At 68.7% G+C, this 16,145-nt stretch carries 15 protein-coding genes and 1 pseudogene; 10 read left to right on the top strand and 6 right to left on the bottom strand.

The window, feature by feature from the left end; genetic code table 11:
• Position 1: 1 nt before the first annotated feature.
• The 3 genes from ACZ5MC_RS02195 to ACZ5MC_RS02185 all read left to right on the top strand — a co-directional run bounded on the left by ACZ5MC_RS02195 (position 2) and on the right by ACZ5MC_RS02185 (position 2,903).
• A complete protein-coding gene (locus ACZ5MC_RS02195; RefSeq protein WP_464516930.1) occupies positions 2-712 on the top strand; it encodes a class I SAM-dependent methyltransferase in 711 nt (236 codons plus the stop codon).
• 236 nt (positions 713-948) lie between these two features.
• Positions 949-1,335, top strand: a complete 387-nt coding sequence (locus ACZ5MC_RS02190; protein WP_306598628.1) for a BlaI/MecI/CopY family transcriptional regulator — start codon at positions 949-951, stop codon at positions 1,333-1,335.
• Positions 1,332-2,903, top strand: coding sequence for a M56 family metallopeptidase (locus tag ACZ5MC_RS02185; RefSeq protein WP_464516929.1), 1,572 nt, complete (start codon positions 1,332-1,334; stop codon positions 2,901-2,903). The genes ACZ5MC_RS02190 and ACZ5MC_RS02185 overlap by 4 nt, the downstream gene beginning before the upstream one ends.
• Before the next feature lie 51 nt (positions 2,904-2,954).
• Here the strand turns inward: ACZ5MC_RS02185 and ACZ5MC_RS02180 are convergent, their stop codons facing one another.
• Both ACZ5MC_RS02180 and ACZ5MC_RS02175 read right to left on the bottom strand, forming a co-directional pair.
• Positions 2,955-3,155 (bottom strand): hypothetical protein, encoded by a 201-nt coding sequence (locus ACZ5MC_RS02180; RefSeq protein ID WP_306598626.1) that lies wholly within the window; start codon positions 3,153-3,155, stop codon positions 2,955-2,957.
• Between the two features lie 261 nt (positions 3,156-3,416).
• Positions 3,417-4,844, bottom strand: coding sequence for a tetratricopeptide repeat protein (locus tag ACZ5MC_RS02175; protein ID WP_464516928.1), 1,428 nt, complete (start codon positions 4,842-4,844; stop codon positions 3,417-3,419).
• Between the two features lie 133 nt (positions 4,845-4,977).
• Here ACZ5MC_RS02175 and ACZ5MC_RS02170 point away from each other — a divergent pair, with 133 nt between their 5' ends.
• The 5 genes from ACZ5MC_RS02170 (at position 4,978) to ACZ5MC_RS02150 (ending at position 9,197) form a co-directional block, all read left to right on the top strand.
• Positions 4,978-6,192 (top strand): S1C family serine protease, encoded by a 1,215-nt coding sequence (locus ACZ5MC_RS02170; RefSeq protein WP_306598624.1) that lies wholly within the window; start codon positions 4,978-4,980, stop codon positions 6,190-6,192.
• 159 nt (positions 6,193-6,351) lie between these two features.
• A complete protein-coding gene (locus tag ACZ5MC_RS02165; RefSeq protein ID WP_306598623.1) occupies positions 6,352-6,864 on the top strand; it encodes a hemerythrin domain-containing protein in 513 nt (170 codons plus the stop codon).
• A gap of 10 nt (positions 6,865-6,874) precedes the next feature.
• The gene (locus ACZ5MC_RS02160) at positions 6,875-7,561 is read left to right on the top strand and encodes a CoA transferase subunit A (protein WP_464516927.1); all 687 of its coding nucleotides are present in this window, start codon (positions 6,875-6,877) and stop codon (positions 7,559-7,561) included.
• Positions 7,562-8,218 carry a 3-oxoacid CoA-transferase subunit B gene (locus ACZ5MC_RS02155; RefSeq protein ID WP_306598620.1) on the top strand — a complete coding sequence of 219 codons (657 nt, stop codon included), beginning with the start codon at positions 7,562-7,564 and terminating at the stop codon, positions 8,216-8,218.
• Between the two features lie 166 nt (positions 8,219-8,384).
• On the top strand, positions 8,385-9,197 hold the full coding sequence (locus ACZ5MC_RS02150) for a class I SAM-dependent methyltransferase (RefSeq protein WP_464516926.1): 813 nt from the start codon (positions 8,385-8,387) through the stop codon (positions 9,195-9,197).
• A gap of 6 nt (positions 9,198-9,203) precedes the next feature.
• On the opposite strand, the gene ACZ5MC_RS02145 is transcribed toward ACZ5MC_RS02150, so the two are convergent.
• Positions 9,204-10,472, bottom strand: a complete 1,269-nt coding sequence (locus ACZ5MC_RS02145) for a hypothetical protein (RefSeq protein ID WP_306598618.1) — start codon at positions 10,470-10,472, stop codon at positions 9,204-9,206.
• A gap of 163 nt (positions 10,473-10,635) precedes the next feature.
• A complete protein-coding gene (locus tag ACZ5MC_RS02140; RefSeq protein WP_306598617.1) occupies positions 10,636-11,067 on the bottom strand; it encodes a DUF7768 domain-containing protein in 432 nt (143 codons plus the stop codon).
• A 70-nt stretch (positions 11,068-11,137) separates the two neighbouring features.
• On the opposite strand from ACZ5MC_RS02140, the gene ACZ5MC_RS02135 reads away from it, so the two are divergent.
• Together ACZ5MC_RS02135 and ACZ5MC_RS02130 are read left to right on the top strand one after the other, a co-directional pair.
• Positions 11,138-11,509, top strand: coding sequence for a metallopeptidase family protein (locus tag ACZ5MC_RS02135; RefSeq protein WP_306598616.1), 372 nt, complete (start codon positions 11,138-11,140; stop codon positions 11,507-11,509).
• A 150-nt stretch (positions 11,510-11,659) separates the two neighbouring features.
• Positions 11,660-13,066, top strand: a pseudogene (locus ACZ5MC_RS02130) (MFS transporter); the annotation flags it as partial.
• Between the two features lie 496 nt (positions 13,067-13,562).
• Here the strand turns inward: ACZ5MC_RS02130 and ACZ5MC_RS02125 are convergent.
• Both ACZ5MC_RS02125 and cysK read right to left on the bottom strand, forming a co-directional pair.
• Complete coding sequence (locus ACZ5MC_RS02125) at positions 13,563-14,795, bottom strand: ISL3 family transposase (protein WP_464517769.1); 1,233 nt, start codon at positions 14,793-14,795, stop codon at positions 13,563-13,565.
• 331 nt (positions 14,796-15,126) lie between these two features.
• Positions 15,127-16,056 carry a cysteine synthase A gene (gene cysK, locus ACZ5MC_RS02120; RefSeq protein ID WP_306598611.1) on the bottom strand — a complete coding sequence of 310 codons (930 nt, stop codon included), beginning with the start codon at positions 16,054-16,056 and terminating at the stop codon, positions 15,127-15,129.
• Positions 16,057-16,145: the final 89 nt, after the last annotated feature.

The raw sequence follows: 16,145 nt of genomic DNA, 5'->3' as shown, positions 1-16,145 counted from the left end.
GATGTCCAATCCCCTTGCCGCCTCCGTCATCGACCTCTACCGCCGCCACGGCGAGCACTGGGCCGCCTTGCGCCACGCGCAGCCGTTTCCGGAAACCGGCTGGCTTGGACGCTTCGCATCAGGTCTCGCGGATGGCGGGGACGTTCTCGACCTGGGCTGCGGCAGCGGCCGGCCCATCGGGGCGTGGCTGGCGGCGCGCGGATTCGCGCTCACCGGCGTCGATACCGCCGGCTCCCTGCTCGCCCAGGCCCGCGCGGCGTTGCCCGGCCAGGCGTGGATCGAAGCCGACATGCGCTCCTTGGCCCTGGGCCGGAGATTCTCCGGAGTCCTCGCCTGGGACAGCTTCTTCCATCTCGACCACGACAGCCAGCGCGGGATGTTCCAGATCTTTGCCGCCCATTCGGCCCCCGGGGCCCCCCTCATGTTCACGAGCGGTCCCAGGCACGGCGAGGCGATCGGGAGTCTCAATGGCGACCCGCTTTTCCACGCCAGCCTGGCTCCGGAGGAATACCGCGGCCTGCTCGAGGCCTACGGTTTCGAGGTTGTCGCCTTCACGCCGGAGGATCCGGCCTGCGGCTCCCGCACCGTCTGGTTGGCGCGTCGCCGGGACGGTCCAGCCCTTCCGGGCCCGGACCTTGAACAGGACGCCTCGCCCCATCGGACGCCGTCTCCATCCGGCCGGCAGGCGGCGAAGGATGGGCAACGGCCTTGAAGAAGGAACCCCGGCGTCTTCAGGCAGGTTCCGTGCACCCTTCCGTCAGGGAACGGGCTCGGGGTCCAAAGCTGCAATGAAAACCTCGATGCCTTGACCTGACACCCCCTCCTGACCGGCGGATCGCAGAATTAGAATTCGTTTTCTTTCAGCACCATGACAGGGTCCTGAAGTTTTCCCTTGCCCTCTACGAAAAAGAACGTACACATATCTTCGTAGACCAAGGAGTCCCCTCCATGAACCATCCCCTGCCCCGGCCCACCGACGGTGAACTGGCCATTCTCCGGGTGCTCTGGGATCGCGGACCGTCGACGGTCCGGCAGATCCACGAGGTGCTGGCGGGGGAGAAGGATCTGGGCTACACGTCGGTGCTGAAGCTTCTCCAGGTCATGACGGAGAAGAACCTGGTCACCCGGGACGAGCGCGAGCGGTCCCATGTGTACCAGGCGGCCCAGAGCGCGGAACGCACCCGGGAGCACCTGGTGGGCGACCTGCTGGACCGGGCCTTCGGCGGATCCGCCGCGAAGCTCGTCATCCAGGCCCTTTCCTCCCGGAAGACGTCCCGGGCGGAGCTGGATGAGATCCGGGCGCTCCTGGATGCGGCCGAAGGGAGGCAGTCATGACGCATCTCTGGGCATCTCCCCTCTTCCAGGCCCTGGGATGGACCCTCGTCCATTCCCTGTGGCAGGGCGCGGGCCTGGGCCTGCTGGCCTGGGCCGGGACCCGGCTGTTGCGGAGCCGGACGCCGGGGTCCCGGTATGTCCTGGCCTGCGCGGCCCTGGCGGCCATGCCGCTGGCGGCCCTGGCGACCTTCGCGCTGTGCTGGCCGGCGCCGCTCCCCCCGGGGGTGGTGCTGGTGGCCGATGCGCTGCGGCCCCCGGGCTGGCGGGAACTGCTGGGGCCCTATCTGCCCCAGGCCTGCGCCTTCTGGATGCTGGGGGTCTCGGTCATGGGCCTGCGGCTCCTGGGCGGGTGGTACTGGATCCAGCGCCTGCGCCGGGTCGGCGCCGAGCCCGCGCCCGGCGAGTGGATCGAACGGGCCGGTGCCCTGGCGGAGCGCATGGGGATCACCTTCCCCGTGGGCCTGCTGCGGTCCTGGACCGTGGACGCGCCCATGGTCATCGGCTGGATAAGGCCGGTGATCCTGGTGCCGGCGGCGGCCCTGGCGGGTATGGATCCCGCGGCCCTCGAGGCCGTCCTCGCCCACGAGCTGGCCCACGTGCGGCGCCACGACTACCTGGTCAACCTCATGCAGTCCATGGTGGAAGCCCTCTTCTTCTACCACCCCGCGGCCTGGTGGGTCTCCCGCCAGATCCGCACCGAACGCGAGAACTGCTGCGACGACGCGGCGGTGGAAGTCTGCGGCGATCCGATCCTCTATGCCCGCGCCCTTGAGCGCCTGGAGGATCTGCGCCAGTCCCTCGAACCCAACCCTGGCCTCGCCCTGGCGGCCAACGGAGGAATTCTCATGAACCGCATCAAACGTCTCATCCTGCCCAATCTGCCGCCCTCCCCCCTGGGGCGCGCGGGCCTGCTGGCCGTTCTGGCCGTCACCGCCCTGGGCGCCGCCTCGGGCCTGGGGCTCCACCAGGAGGCGGCCCCCAAGGCCCCCGAGGGCGCCCCGAAGGTGGAGAAGAAGATCGTCCGCATCGAGAAGCGGGGCGACCTGGACGCCAAGACCAAGGCCTTCGAGGCCAAGGCCGAAGCCTTTGCGAAGAAGTTCGAGAGCTCCCGCAAGTCCGCCAAGGCCGATCCCGAGCTGGACCGCCTCCAGAAGGAGATGCAGGAGAAGGCCAAGGAACTGGCCGCCGAGGCCCGGAAGGTCGCGCTCATCGGCCTCCGCCTGCCCCACCTCCGCGTCCTCAACGACAAGGAGATCGACCTCGCCGAGCTGGAAACCCTCCATGAACTGGAAGGCGGCCCCGGCGAGCGGCACATCGTCATCCGCAAGCGCGTCGATGGGCCCGAAGGCGAAGGCAAGCCCGGCGAGAACCGGGTGATCACCATGCGCGTGGGTCCCCGCAGCGCCGAGGTGGACGAACTCAAGGCCGAGATCGCCCGCCTCAAGGCCCGCCTCGACCGCCTGGACCAGGGCGGCCCTGCGGCGCCTCCCGCACCTCCCGCACCTCCCGCACCTCCCGCACCCCCGGCGCCCGCCGCGCCGCCAGCGCCTCCCGCGCCGGCGAACTGAGGAACGCGCCCGTCCAGCGGCCCACGGGCGTTCCGCCCGCGGGCCGCCGCTCTAGATGAACATCGCCTCGATCAGGTCGTCCTCGGCCGTACGGGTGTGGCCCCGGAACAGGTCGCCGATGGCCCGGAATTTCCGGCGGACCTCCCGGCCCGTGCGGGGCGTGGTGAAGGCCACCGCGAGGGCGCCGAGGGCGGCGCCGCCGAGGAGCGTCAGCAGCAGCTTGTCATAGGGGAGCGGGGTTCGTGAAGTCATGGGCAGGTCCTTTCCGGGAAAAGGGAATTCAGCTTACGCCTGGGCGTCGCGGCCTTGAAGGGTTCGCTGAGGGCCAATTTTTTTATATGAACGGGTTTTCCGGCGGACCGTCTGTAAATACTCGGGTCCCAAGAAGATGATGATCAACAAGCTGAGAATCAGCACTACGCCTAACAGAGCATTCATATCCATACCTCCGGGCAGGCCGCGGGATCGGTGCAGTCAAGGTGCCGCGCGCCCGCCTCAGGTTCCTTTCGGAGTTCAAAACTCGAACCGGCTCCTGGGGTAGGTCGCCTCCATGAGGGCCAGGCGCTCGGACAGGTGCTGCTCCAGGGCCGCCCACCGGAGGGTGCCGCGGGCGCCGGCCAGGAAGGGGCTCTGCTCGTACCACCGCAGGCACCCGAAACCCTGGGCGAAGGCGCGGTTCGCCACGTCCTGGGCCTCGGCGGGGCTGCCCAGGAAGCCGAAGGCCTCGGCGAGCTTGAAGGTGAACTCGCCGTCGGGGATGCGGATGGGGATGCGTTCCGCCCAGAGCCTGCGCAGCTCCTCCAGGGCCGCTTCATGCCTGCCCGCCAGGCCCAGTTCGTAGACCCCGGCCAGGTCCATGAAGGCGCGGTTGCCCCCCGGGGTGGCGGCGGCGCGGTGGAAGTGCCTCGCGGCTCCGGCGCGGTCCCCGCGCAGCAGGCGCGCGTAGCCCCGGTAGAAGTCCCGGAGGGCGTCGGGCTCCGTGGCCGACCCCGGCCCCAGGACCGTCTCGAAGCGGTCCAGCTCGCCCCGGTAGAGGTAGGTGTTCTCAGTGATGTCGGCCTCGCCGCGGCTCGGGCCCGAAAGCGCGTCCCGCCGCGCCAGGGCCCGGGAGGCCCCCTCCAGGAGGCCCGCGCTGCGGGCGGCGTAGGCCACGGCCTCGTAGAGCCTCGGGGCCCTAGGGCTCCGGCGGATGGCGTCGAGCAGCAGATCCAGGGCGGCGCGCTGGTTCCCGATCTCCGTGCGGAAGCGCCCGAAGAGGGTGGCGGCCCGGGGGCAGTCGGGGGCCAGGGCCAGGGCCGTGAGGAAGTCCTGTTCGCAGCGGTCCTGCAGGTGGGCCGGGGCCCGGTTGTCGTCCAGGATGTGGTTGTTGAGCAGCCGTGCCCGGGCGAGCCAGGCGCCTGCGCAGCCGGGCTCCTGCGCTAGGATCCGGCCGCAGACGTCCAGGTCGCCCTCGATGGAGCCTGCGGGCCGTGAAGCGGTCATGCGCGCCAGGTCCCAGAAGAAGGCCGGATCGCGGGGCAGGAGCAGGCCCCTGGCGCGGTCCTCCAGCCCCAGCCACGCCAGGGCCGCGCCCACGGCCGCGTCGGGGGAGTCGGCATTCAGGTCCCCGGTCCTCACGGGCCTGCCGGCCCGCTGCAGGACGAGGTGCATGCGGACCTTCCCCTCCGGCCGCTCCAGGGACACCGTGAGGGCCTCCTGGGGCCCGCCGGGGAGGACGGCCTCGCTCTCCACCACCGCCAGCCCCGTGCGGTACTCCAGGCAGTCCTTGAAGAGGACTCCGAACCCGCGCCGCTCAAGGGGCGTCAGGCCCTGGAACGCCGCGGCGGGGGCCAGGCGGAGTTCGAGGGGGGCCCTGGAGGAGGGCCGGAGGTTGCGCCGGTATTCCAGCACGCCCGTGACGGCGGCCGCGAGGAGGGCGAAAAGCAGAACGAAGCGTCGCATGGGGTGGTGCCATTCTCCGGGATGCCCGATTATCCGCCCCGCGGACGTTCCCGCGAGACTTATTCCGGGGCGGGTTGTGATGGGCTTGCTCCCCGGTTTGTCGCATCATGGCAAAGGACCTGGGAGGATGGACATGGACCTGAGGCATGTTGCGATGCGGGCGGCCCTGCTGCTGAGCCTGCCCCTGGCCGCCCAGGAGCCCTACGAACGCCCGCACACCAAGCTCACGCCCGCCGAGCAGGAGACCGTCGACTTCAACCGCAAGCTCGCGAAGCCCCGGGCCGCCACGCCGCGCCCCGCCCTTACCCCCGCCGAGCGCGCCAAGGCCGACGCCTTCAAGCGGGCCCGCAATTCGGTGGTGTTCATCCGCTCCATCACCAGCGGCCACTTCGAGAACAACCAGGGCGACCAGATCGCCATCCCCCCCGCTTCCGGCACGGGCTTCGTGTGGGACAACCTGGGCCACGTGGTCACCAACCACCATGTGATCACCTTCGAGGACGTGGCCGTGGGCGCCCCCCGCAGCGAGGCGGACGATCTGCAGGTGACCCTGGCCGACGGGCGCATCTTCAAGGCCGTGGTCATCGGGCGGAGCCTCGCCCAGGACATCGCGGTGCTCCACGTCTTCGCGCCCCTGGACGCCCTCAAGCCCCTGCCCATCGGCACCGCCAAGGACCTCATCGTGGGGCAGGACGTCCTGGCCATCGGCAATCCCTTCGGCCTGGACCACACCCTCACCGCCGGGATCGTCTCGGCCCTGGGCCGGCCCATCGTCACCAGCTTCGGGACGCACATCTCCGGCGCGGTGCAGACCGACGCGGCCATCAACCCGGGCAATTCCGGCGGCCCGCTCCTGGACCGGACCGGGCGGCTCGTGGGCATGAACACCGCCATCACCTCCACGTCCGGGGCCAGCTCCGGGGTGGGCTTCGCCATCCCCGTGGAGACCCTCAACCGCGTGGTGCCCCTGCTCATCGCCAAGGGCCAGACCTACCGCCCCGTCCTGGGCTTCGACACCCTGCCCTCCCACTGGGCGCCCGAGTGGGGCATCACGCGGGGCATCGCGGTGCGGGGCGTGGACGCCGGCGGCATCGCCGACAAGGCCGGCCTGCGCGGCATCACCCTCAAGCCGGGCCTGGAGAAGGCCACCAAGGTGGAGGACTGCGTCCTGGGCGACCTGATCATCGGCATCAACGGCGTGAAGATGGAAACCGACATCGAGCTCATGGACTTCCTGGAGATGATCCCCCCCGACCAGACCCTGGAGTTCGAGGTCCTGCGCGAAGGCAAGCCGATGAAGATCCTCATGAAGCCCGGCGACGCACCCGCGGTGGAGCAGAAGACCTAGGAAAATGCCGTCCGCCATCCTATGATTTAAATATAATATTTTCTCTTTTTACGGAATTTTTATATAAGATATGTGATCTAGGTACCAAGGGGTCCCCTTTATGATGGGTGATCCCCGGGACCGCCTGCGGCCGGGAGGATCGACCCCCCTGGAGGCCGTGTGCATCTCGACGAGAAACAGGAACGTGAGGCGTGGAAGGTGATGCCGGTGGCGGACCTGGTCCGGCACCTGGTCGGGACCTGCCACCTGGAATGCCGGACGGACATGGCGGACCTGGAGACCCTGGCCGAGCTCATCGCCCTGGAGGACGGGCGCCGCAATCCCACCCTGGTCGAGATCCGGGACATGATCAGCCGCTTCTGCACCACCATGCGCGCCCACCTCGCCCTGGAGGAACGCAACCTCTTCCCCTACATCCTGGCCATGGACGCCGGGACGGTCCCCGAGGGCCGCAAGGAGCACCTGGACTCGGTGAGGGCCCTCCTGGAGGGCGAGCACGAGGCCGAGGCGGGCCTGCTCCGCAGCATCCGGGGCCTGGCGTCGGCCCTGGCCGCCACCTCCTCCCCCGGAGGCCCCGAGATCCGGCTCCACGAGTGCATCAAGCATCTCTCGGGCCGGCTCCAGAAACATCTCTACCTGGAAAACCAGGTGCTTTTCCCCCGGACGCGCTAGTCTCTTACGCGTGTTCGACAAGCCCATCCTCTCCCCAGCCGAGGCAGCTTCGAAGATCCGGGACGGCCAGGTGCTCATGTCCGGGGGCTTCATGGGGTGCGGGGCGCCCCAGACGCTCATCCACGCGCTGCGGGCGAGGAACCTGAAGGACATGACCCTCATCAGCACCGACACGGCCATGCACGACCTGAAGTCGGGCCGGGTCACCGGCATCGGCCACCTCGTCCAGGACCGCGCCTTCCGGCGCATCATCGCCAGCCACATCGGCCTGAACCAGGAGACCCAGCGCCAGATGAACGCCGGGGAGACGGTGGTGGACCTGGTGCCCCAGGGCACCCTGGCCGAGCGCATCCGGGCCGGGGGCGCGGGGCTCGGGGGCTTCCTCACCCCCACGGGCATCGGCACCGAAGTGGCCGACGGCAAGCAGGTGATCACCGTCGGGGAAAGGGCCTTCCTCCTGGAGCTCCCCCTGCGGGCGGACGTGGCCATCATCAAGGCCAAGGTGGGGGACCGCGCCGGCAACCTCGCCTACGCGGGCACCGCGCGCAACTTCAATCCCATGATGGCCACCGCGGCGGACCTGGTCATCGCCGAGGTGGAGGAGCTAGTGGACATCGGCGCCCTCGACCCCAACCACGTGCACACGCCCTCGATCTTCGTGGACTTCCTCGTCATGGCCGAACGCCTGGAGATGTGAATGGACTACGTTCCCGACAAGGACGTCATCGCCAGGCGCATCGCCCGGATCTTCCGCTCGGGCGACGTGGTCAACCTGGGCATCGGCCTGCCCACGCTGGTGGTGAACCACCTGCCCGCGGGGGTCTCCATCATCCTCCAGTCCGAGAACGGGCTCATGGGCCTGGGCCCGGCGCCCCCGCCCGGACAGGAGGACCGGGACATGGTGAACGCCGGCGGAGCGCCCATCACCGTGCAGCCCGGGGGGTGCTTCTTCGACTCCGCGGCGAGCTTCGGCATCATCCGGGGCGGCCACGTGGACTACACCGTGCTGGGCGTGCTGGAGGTCGACCAGGAGGGAAACCTGGCCAACTACAAGGTGCCCGGGAAGATGGTGCCCGGCATGGGGGGGGCCATGGACCTCACCACCGGCGCCCGCAAGGTCATCGCCGCCACCCTGCACTTCGAGCCCACCGGCGCCAGCCGCCTGCGCCGGCGCTGCTCCCTGCCGCTGACCGCCGCCCGGGAGGTGGACCTGGTGGTCACGGACCTGGGCCTGTTCGAGGTGCGGGACGGACGGTTCCTGCTGCGGGAGTGCCTGGGGCCCTATCCCCCGGACTGGATCCGGGAGCGCACGGACGCCGACATCGACGTGGCGGACGGGGCCTGGCCGGCATGAATCGTCCCCTGGACGGGATCCTCCCGGGGTGCCATCCTGAGGCATCCCGGGAAGGGCCCGGACTTTTTAACTAAGTATTAATTTTAAAGAGACTTATATGGACTTTGCATCGTCGCAGGGCCTGCCTTCGGCTTTGGCCGGTGGCCACCTGTCTCCCGATTCCCCCGTGCCCTACGCCTTCGAGCGGGTGCAGCGGGACAGCGACGGCGGGGAGGTGGCCCGCCTGGAAGCCCAGAACCTGCTGTTCGAGAAGGCCCGCCCCCTGGACCAGCTGCCACCCACGCCCCCGGACGGGGCCATCCTCGACCTGGGCTCCGGCACGGGGTTCTGGTCGCTGCGGCTCGCGGCGCGGGTCCCGGAGGGGAGCATCACCTGCCTGGACCGCTCCGGGGAACTCCTGGCCCTGGCCCGCAAGCGCCTGGACCTGCCCGGGGTCCCCCGCGCGTCGTTCCTGCTCCAGGACCTGCGGGCGCTGGACCTGCCGGAGCGGGCCTTCGACCTGGTGTTCACGTCCGTCACCCTCGCCCACGTGCGGGAGCTGGGGGAGGTGCTCCCCCGCCTCGCCCGCGCCCTGAAACCGGGCGGCTGGATCGCCTGCTTCGAGCCCGTTCAGCAGGCCCGGCGGTTCAGCGACATCCACCCCCCGTGCCCGAACCTCGACTTCCTCATGGACCGGCTGCTGGACGTGGTGGAGGCGCGGGGTTCCGACCTCTCGGTGGGCCTGAAGATCGCCCACCACCTGGAGCGCCTGGGGCTGGCGGAGACCGAGCTGCGCAACTACGGTTCGGCGCTGCACGGGGAGGACGCCCTGCTGTGCATCCAGGAGGTCTTCCTGCCCCTGGCCTGGGCCTACCTGCGCCACCGGTGGGAACCGGGGCTGCTGGAGCGGCGCCTGGAAGCCGCCGCCCGGGAGGCGCCCACGCCTCACCTGTGGCTGGATTTCAGGCGGGCCGTGGTGCTGGCGCGACGCCCGGGGTGACCGGGCTCACTGCGGCAGGAGCTGGCCCCCGCCGGTGAGGGCGTAGGTGCCCGAGGCCAGGTAGCTGTTGGCGGCCAGGGCGGCGTCGTAGTAGACGTCGTGGCCGTTGCCGACGATGTTGGTGAAGGTGGAGCCGCCAAGGCCGGCGGCGTCGGAGAGGGTGGTGAGGTACGAGGTCCCGGTGACGGTCCAGGTGCTGGACGCGTCCAGGGTCAAGGCCGCCCGGTTGATGGTGCCGGTGAGGGTGGAACCGTTGTGGAGGGTCGCGCGGATGGAACTGTAGGCATCGTCGGTGACGAGGTTGCCCGTCAGGGCCTGGGCGCTGGCGGTGAGGTTCGCCACGCCCCCGTTGCTGCCCGAGGTGCCCCAGGCGGAGGTGCCGCCCGCCTCCACCAGGACGCCGGAGGCGGCCGTGGCGCTGACCCCCGTGAGGTTGATGGCCCCGGTGACGTTGGTGACCAGGAAGAGCGGGCCCGCGGTGGCGGTGAGCGAGCCGCCCGACTGGGTGAAGGTGCCCGAGGCGGTGCCGGTGCCGCTCTGGAACATGAGCACGCCCCGCTTGCCCGTGGCTGTGGTGGTGAAGCCGGCCCCGGTGGCGGTCAGGGTGCCGCCCCCCTCCACGACGGCGGCCTCCGCCCCGCTCGCCGTGTAGGTGCCGCCGGTGACCGTGGTGGTCCCCGCGCTGTGGAGGGCGGGGGAATCCACCCCCGTGGCCGACACCGTGCAGCTGGTGGCCAGCAGGGTGCCCGAGCCGCAGGCCACCGCCGCGGCGTCCGCACCGCCGGTGGCGACGGTGACGCCCGAGAGGGTCAGGGCCGCCCCCGAGGCCGCGGCCGCGCCGTGGGCCCACTGGTCCGAGCACTGGATGCTGCCTCCGGACATGCCGGCGGTGGTGCCGGACCCGGTGGCGAACACGCCGGTGGCTCCGGCGCCGGTGGTGGTCACGGAACAGTTCACCAGGCTCACCACACTGGCGGACTTCACCAGCACCGCCGCGTCCAGTCCGCTGGCGAGGCTGGCCGAGGAGGACGAGGTGTCCCCGGACGTGGTCACGGTGGAATTGGAGAGGGTGAAGGTGCCCGCGTTGGCCACGCACACCGCGGACTGGTCGGCGCCCGTGGCCGAGATGGCCTGCCAGGCGTAGGAGGCCGAGCCTCCGCTCTGGTAGTAGGTGGCCGTGGTGCCCGCGGTGGACTCGGTGCTGGTCAGGCCCGCCGCGCACCCCAGGGACAGCGCCAGGGCCGCAAGGGCGGGCAGGTGGGGATTCTTGGGCATGGCGCCTCCAGGTACACCCCAGGGTGCGGTCCGGGGGGCCCGGGTTCTGCGCCGCCGCCCAGCGGCGCGGGGGCGCCGCCGGAACGGGGCCGCGCGCCGCCTGGTGCAGCATTAGGCACCTGCCTGCAATTAAAACCAGGACGGAACGCTCCGGGACGCGGCGCTAGCCGGCCTGCAGCCGCTCCAGGGCCGGCGTCTCCGGCAGGACGAGCACCGGCAGACCGGCCTTTTCAGCGGCAGCCTTCTCCCTGGCCATGCCCGCGGTGAGTTCTCCGCCGCAGAGAACCAGGGCGTCGCATCGCAGGAGCAGCGCCTCGCAGGCGTCCAGCACCCGGGCGCGCACGCCCAGGCCCCCCGGTCCCGATTCGTCCACGAAGGCGAAGTTGGCGTGGGGGACCACCAGGACGGCCGAAGGCAGGAGGTCCTGCACCAGCCGGGCCCGGGCCAGCATGCGCACCTGGTTGCGGCGGATGGCCTCGGGGGAGCCGTCGCCCCGCAGGGGGCCGGCCAGGTAGAGCACCCAGGGGCCCTGGCCGAACCGCGCCTGGAGTTCGCGCCAGGGATCGCGACGGGGGTATGCGGGGGACGGGAACATGGGGACACCTCGCCTCCAGGATGGGGGCTCCCGCGCGACAGTCCGTGTCCATCGGGCGTACACTGGAATCATGCAGATGACCCGCCGGCGGTTCGAGCATGTGGTGGCCAGGGCCCTCGAGCTCATCCCCGAGGAGTTCAAGCCCTATCTCGAAGGCCTCCCGGTGGTGGTGGAGGATGAACCTTCCCTGGAACTCCGGGAGGCCATGGGCATTCCGGAGGAGGAGACCCTCCTCGGACTTTTCACCGGGCCTGCCCTGGATGAAGAGATGCCGGGGTCCGGTGAACTCCCCGCCAGGATTACCGTCTACCGCCTCCCCCATCTCGAGGAAGCCGATAACATCCTTGACTTAGAACTGGAGGTGGCCCGGACGGTGCTCCACGAGGTGGCCCACCGGTTCGGGATCGGGGAGGACCGGCTCGGCGATCTGGGCTTGGATTAGAAGTTCCCAAAATATTTTCTTTCCTTTGGTTGAAACCAGACTTATTCTCAGCGGCGCCATCAAGTTCTTATTGTGTTTCCGACCACCGCTCCCTCCAAACCCAATCCCGGGCTGGAGGGATTTAACGTTCACTTCCCTGAGGAGTCGCGCATGAGTGAACAGGCCGCCGCCAGTTTGGACGCCCCAGAGGTCTTCACGGACAAGGCCACCCTGCGAAGGGTGATCACGGCATCGTCCCTCGGAACCCTCTTCGAGTGGTACGACTTCTACCTCTACGGAAGCCTCGCCGTCTTCTTCGGGGGCAAGTTCTTCCCCGCCCAGAACGAGACGGCCCAGCTCCTGGCCAGTCTGGCGACCTTCGGCGCGGGCTTCGGCGTGCGGCCCCTGGGCGCCCTGGTGTTCGGCCACATCGGCGACCTCATCGGGCGGAAGTACACCTTCCTGGTGACCATGGCCACCATGGGCCTCTCCACGGCCCTGGTGGGGCTCCTGCCCACCTATGAGCACATCGGCATCTGGGCCACCATCATCCTCGTCCTGCTGCGCCTCCTCCAGGGCCTGGCCCTGGGCGGGGAGTACGGCGGCGCGGCCACCTACGTGGCCGAGCACGTCCCCGACGCGCGGCGCGGCTACTACACCAGCTACATCCAGACCACCGCCACCCTGGGCTTCTTCGCCAGCATGGCCATCATCGGCGCGACCCGCTGGATCATGGGGGAGGAGGGCTTCAAGAACGGCACCGGCCACCTCATCTCCGGCTGGCGCATCCCCTTCCTCCTCTCCTTCATCCTGCTGGCCGTCAGCCTCTACATCCGGGTGAAGATGCAGGAGAGCCCCCTGTTCGCCAAGCTCAAGAAGGCCGGTTCCGTCTCCAAGAACCCCCTGAAGGAGAGCTTCACCAACCCCGTGAACCTGCGCTACGTGCTTCTCGCCCTCTTCGGCGCCACCGCGGGCCAGGGCGTGGTGTGGTACACCGGCCAGTTCTACGCCCTCACGTTCCTCCAGGCCGTCCTCAAGGTGCACTGGCTCCCCGCCTACCTCATCATCTCGGTGGCCCTGCTCTTCGGCGCGCCGCTGTTCCTGTTCTTCGGGCACCTGTCCGACAAGGTGGGCCGCAAGAAGGTGATGCTCTGGGGCTGCCTGCTGGCCGCCCTCACCTACGTGCCCATCTACATGGCCATGCGGTACTTCGTGCCGGCCCTTCAGCCGGGCCAGAAGGTGGTCGAGCTCGCCGCCATTCCCGCCTTCAACCTGGTCATGCTCATGGGCCTGGTGTTCATCCAGATCATCTACGTGACCATGGTCTACGGCCCCATCGCCGCCTTCCTGGTGGAGCTGTTCCCCACCAACGTCCGCTACACGTCCATGTCCCTGCCCTACCACCTGGGCAACGGCTGGTTCGGCGGCTTCCTGCCCCTGATCGCCACGGCGCTGACCGCCTCGGCCATGGCCAAGGAGGCCTTCGGCAGCGGCGCCATCTACGCGGGGCTCATCTATCCCATCGGCATCGCCCTGCTGACCCTCGTGGTGGGCGCCCTCTTCATCAAGGAGACCCGGGGCCACAAGATCGACACGGCCATCCGGGTGGACGCCACCGTCCAGGAGCTCTTCGACTGGGTGGCGGTGCTCGCGGCCATGGGCATCGGCTTCATCCTGCTCCTGCAGTGGAACAGCGACTTCCTGGTGGACATCGCGGCCCGCAAGGGCATCTTCTACGCCGTGTGGAACAACCTGTGGTATCCCCTCATCGGGGCCATGGCGCTGTGGGCCCTGCCGGTGCTCTTCTTCCGGCTGGAATTCGACCGGCTGCCGGCCCTGGGCATGGTCCTGGCCTGCCAGGCCCTCACGGCCCTCTTCTCCTACCGCCTCTACCTGGCCTTCACCACCATGGGCGGCATGTGGAAGTTCTTCGCGTTCACCTTCGTGCTGGGCATCTACACCATCGTCCTGGCCGGGGGCTACGCCTTCGGCAAGGGACGGCCGAGGATGGCTTCCTGATCCATGGGACGGTACGGAAAAAGGGGCCGCTTTCGCGGCCCCTTTTTCTGGTTCTTCACGGATTTCCGGGGAAGGCCGCACGGATCTTGAGGAAGAAGTAGGCCTCATCCCGGTACCCATAGGCGATCCGCTTCAGGACCTTGATCTTGTTGTTGATCCCCTCCAGGATGCTGGTGTTCAGGTGCCACCGGCAGTGCGAGAGGATGTCCTCGATCCGCTTGGCCAGGTTTTTCGCAAAACGTACCAAAGGCGGCAGGCCGCTTGAGGTGGCCATGGCCAGCCAGTTCTCCCAGGCCTTCCGGGCCCAGCCCTCTCGCTTAAAGCCCCACAGGGCCTTAAGGGCGTCCTTCATGACGTAGGCCGTCATGAGGGCTTGGTTCGCCTCCAGGAGCGCGTTGAGCCTGGTCTTGCTCTCCCGGTTGGGCAGGTTCTCCCAGTTGCCCAGCAGGAGCCACTTGGCCCCCTTGATGAGTTCCCGGGCGGCCTTGTCGTCCCGGCACCGATTGGCCTCGTTGACCCGGATTCGGTCGAGCACCTGCTTTCCGAAATTGGCCAGGACATGGAACTGGTCCAGGACGATCTCGGCATTGGGGCAGTGTTGGCGGACTTCCGCTTCGAAAGTGGGGGACATGTCCATGGCCACCGCCGCGATCTTGCGGCACCGCCGCTTGCCGAGCCATTCGAAGAAGGGCCTGATATCCGCCTTGCCCCGGCCTTTGCCCACCCAAAGCACTTGGCGGGTTTCGGTATCGACGAACACCGTGGCGTAGCTCTGCCCCTTATGGAGGGCGAACTCGTCCATCATGAGCAGCCGGACCTTGCCTGGTCTGGCTGGCTCCAGCGTGCGCTCCAGATAGGCCTTGTCGATGTCCTTCACTGTGCCCCAGTGGAGGCCATAATGCTCGGCAGCCCGCTTGATGGGCATGACCTTGCACATGCGGGCCACACTCTCGGCCATGCGGTTGGTGACCCGTGCATAGGGTTCCAGCCAGTCCAGGGCCTCCAGCTTGGGTCCGCAGGCAGGGCAGGCCACCCGGGCACGCCAGACCACCAACACGGTATCCGCGTCGAACACGGGCAGGTCCCGGATCTCTCGCTGGGACCAGTCGTGCACCGCTGAAACCTTGCGCTGGCAGCCGCTGCAGGTCCGAGGGTGGACACCGAAGCCGAGCAACTCGATCCAGACCTGGGCGCGGGTACCCTTCTCCCCCGGTTCGAACCTTTCCACGGTTCCGACGCGATGCCCTTTCCATCCGCCCAAACGGGCAATAAGCTCCTTGGTAGGCAGCAGCGGCCTCCTCTCATCCTGGTTTCTCGACAACTCCAAGATGCCTGAAGTCCACTGCTGCCGACCTGTTACCCGATGAATCCGGCAATCTCGATCGAAGGGCCTATCGCCGAGGCGCCGAGGAGCCGAGGATCGCCGAGGAATAAAAAGAAGATCTTTTCTCGGCGAACCTCGGCCCCTCGGCGCCTCGGCGATAAGCTTTTCGTTTCAACTTACCTGGATGACGGGCTCAGAACGGCCCCTATCGACCGGACCCGGCCTCCTCGTCAGCACCAAGCTAAAGTGAGTGTGGGTCGGCGCCACCCCTCAAATCCGTGAAGAACCCCTTTTTCTACGCCTCGGAGAAGAGCGGATGGGTGAGGTAGCGCTCGCCGGTGTCGCAAACGACGGCGACCACGGTCTTGCCCGCGCCCAGTTCCCTGGCCACCTTCAGGGCCGTGAAGACGATGGCACCGGTGCTGATGCCCGTGAAGATCCCCTCCTCGCGGGTGAGGCGGCGGGCGATGGCGATGGCGTCGTCGTAGCCCACGTCCTCCACGCGCTGGAAGGCCTCGCGGTTGAGGATCTTCGGGACGAAGTTGGCGCCCAGGCCCTGGAGCTTGTGGGGGCCGGCCTTGCCCTGGGTGAGGAGCGGGGAGTCCACGGGCTCCACGGCCACCACGAGGGTGCCGGGCTTGCGCTTCGCCAGGATCTCGCCCACGCCGGTGATGGTGCCCCCGGTGCCGATGCCGGCCACGAAGGCGTCCAGCTCGGGCACCTGCTCGAGGATCTCCTCGGCGGTGGTGCGGCGGTGGACCTCGGGGTTGGCGGGGTTGTCGAACTGGCGCACCACCCAGTACTTGGGGTCGGCTGCCGCCAGCTCCTCGGCCTTGTCCACGGCGCCCTTCATGCCCAGGGGGCCGGGGGTCAGGATGAGGTTGGCCCCGTAGGCCTTGAGGATGGCCCGGCGCTCCAGGGTCATGGTCTCGGGCATGATCAGGGTGATGGGGTAGCCCTTGGCGGCGGCCACGAAGGCCAGGCCCACGCCGGTGTTGCCGCTGGTGGCCTCGAGGATCTCCTGGCCGGGCTTGAGGGCTCCGGAACGCTCGGCGTCCTCGATCATGCTGAGCGCGATGCGGTCCTTGACGCTGCCGCCGGGGTTGGCGCTCTCGAGCTTGAGGTAGATGGTGGCGCTGCCCTTTTCCGCGATGCGGTTCAGGCGGACCACGGGGGTGTTGCCGATGAGCTGGTAGGCGTAATCCACGCGATTGGGACGGGGCATGGGACTCTCCTTTCGGGGTTGGGGACCTTCGGAACCCAAGAATGGGGGATCCGGAATTAATTGTCAAGTTTATCCATGGACAATAGGAA

The organism is Mesoterricola sp. JemC181 (genome assembly GCF_055384585.1).
This window is presented reverse-complemented; position numbering and strand designations above follow the sequence as displayed.